The sequence below is a fragment of the Streptomyces sp. NPDC033131 genome, assembly GCF_055578365.1.
This window is the reverse complement of sequence record NZ_JBVIPA010000115.1, coordinates 1-1,999: the sequence shown is the minus strand read 5'-3', so window position 1 is coordinate 1,999 and position 1,999 is coordinate 1. Positions and strand designations below refer to the sequence as shown.

Annotated in this window: 3 protein-coding genes; all 3 read left to right on the top strand. The window is 67.4% G+C overall.

The window, feature by feature from the left end; all coding sequences use genetic code 11:
* Positions 1 to 209, top strand: a 209-nt coding sequence (locus ACZ5XS_RS45725; RefSeq protein WP_468661637.1) for an NADH-quinone oxidoreductase subunit B family protein, incomplete at its 5' end; no start/stop codon positions are given.
* On the top strand, positions 206 to 961 hold the full coding sequence (locus ACZ5XS_RS45720; RefSeq protein WP_468661636.1) for an NADH-quinone oxidoreductase subunit C: 756 nt from the start codon (positions 206 to 208) through the stop codon (positions 959 to 961). The genes ACZ5XS_RS45725 and ACZ5XS_RS45720, both read left to right, overlap by 4 nt.
* On the top strand, positions 958 to 1,999 hold a 1,042-nt coding region (locus ACZ5XS_RS45715; RefSeq protein ID WP_468661635.1), incomplete at its 3' end, for an NADH-quinone oxidoreductase subunit D. The genes ACZ5XS_RS45720 and ACZ5XS_RS45715, both read left to right, overlap by 4 nt.

Genomic DNA, 1,999 nt, shown 5'->3' with positions numbered 1-1,999 from the left:
TCCAGGGGGTCGACCACATCGTCCCGGTCGACATCTATCTGCCCGGCTGCCCGCCACGGCCCGAGATGCTGATGGACGCCATCCTCAAGCTCCACCAGAAGATCCAGTCCTCCAAGCTCGGCGTGAACGCCGAGGAGGCGGCCCGTGAGGCGGAGGAAGCGGCGCTCAAGGCCCTGCCGACGATCGAGATGAAGGGGCTGCTGCGGTGAGCGACGCGAACGGCACCAACGGGGCGTCGAACGGGGTGAACCCCGAAAAGGACCTCGGCGCCTCCAACCTCCCCGGCATGCGTGGCGAGGGCGGCGAGGAGATCCGCGTCCAGCGCGGCATGTTCGGCGCCAACAACGGCGGCGACACCTCCGGCTACGGCGGCCTGGTCCGCTCGATCCGGCTTCCGGGCCCGGCCGCCCGCCCCTACGGCGGCTGGTTCGACGAGATCGCCGACGAACTGGAGGGCGCCCTGGAGGAACAGGGGCTGCTGCCCGGCAACGCGATCGAGAAGACGGTCGTCGACCGCGGCGAACTCACCTTCCACATCGAACGCGAGCACCTGCTGCGCGTCGCCCGCACCCTGCGCGACGACCCGGCCCTGCGCTTCGAACTGTGCACCGGCGTGAGCGGGGTCCACTACCCGCACGACAAGGGCCGCGAGCTGCACGCGGTCTACCACCTGCGCTCGATCACCCACAACCGGCTGATCCGCCTCGAAGTCAGCGCTCCGGACACCGACCGGCACATCCCGTCACTGGTCGCCGTCTATCCGACCAACGACTGGCACGAGCGTGAGACCTACGACTTCTTCGGCATCGTCTTCGACGGTCACCCCGCGTTGACGCGGATCATGATGCCGGACGACTGGCAGGGCCACCCGCAGCGCAAGGACTATCCCCTCGGCGGTATCCCCGTCGAGTACAAGGGCGCCCAGATCCCGGCTCCGGACCAGCGGAGGTCGTACTCGTGAGCACTTCGCATGCCTCCCCTCGGGAGACCACCGAGGGCACCGTCTACACGGTCACCGGCGGCGACTGGGACGAGGTCGTCCAGTCCGCGGCCCGCGCCGACGACGAGCGCATCATCGTCAACATGGGCCCCCAGCACCCCTCCACGCACGGTGTGCTCCGCCTCATCCTGGAGATCGACGGCGAGACGGTCACCGAGGCCCGCTGCGGCATCGGCTACCTCCACACCGGCATCGAGAAGAACACCGAATACCGCACGTGGACGCAGGGCACCACGTTCGTGACGCGCATGGACTACCTGACGAGCTTCTTCAACGAGACCGCCTACTGTCTCGCCGTAGAGAAGCTCCTCGGCATCGAGGAGCAGATCACCGACCGCGCCACCCTCATCCGGGTGCTCCTGATGGAGCTGAACCGGCTGTCCTCTCACCTGGTGTGCATCGCCACCGGTGGCATGGAACTCGGCGCCACCACGATCATGATCTACGGATTCCGTGATCGTGAAATGATTCTCGACATCTACGAGCTCATCACGGGCCTGAGGATGAACCACGCGTACATCCGCCCCGGCGGACTCGCCCAGGACCTGCCGCCCGGCGCGGTGGACCAGATCCGCGAGTTCGTGAAGAAGATGAAGAAGAACCTCCCGGAGTACGACAAGCTCGCCACCGGGAACCCCATCTTCAAGGCCCGTATGCAGGATGTCGGCTATCTCGACCTGGCCGGCTGCATGGCCCTGGGCGCCACCGGCCCGATCCTGCGCTCCACCGGCCTGCCGCACGACCTGCGCAAGGCGCAGCCGTACTGCGGCTACGAGACGTTCGACTTCGACATCCCCACCGCCGACACCTGCGACTCCTACGGCCGCTTCCTGATCCGGCTGGAGGAGATGCGCCAGTCCCTGCGGATCGTCGAGCAGTGCCTGGACCGGCTGCAGCCCGGCCCGGTCATGGTCGCCGACAAGAAGATCGCCTGGCCCGCCCAGCTCGCCCTGGGGCCGGACGGGCTCGGCAACTCCCTCGACCACATCAAGAAGATCA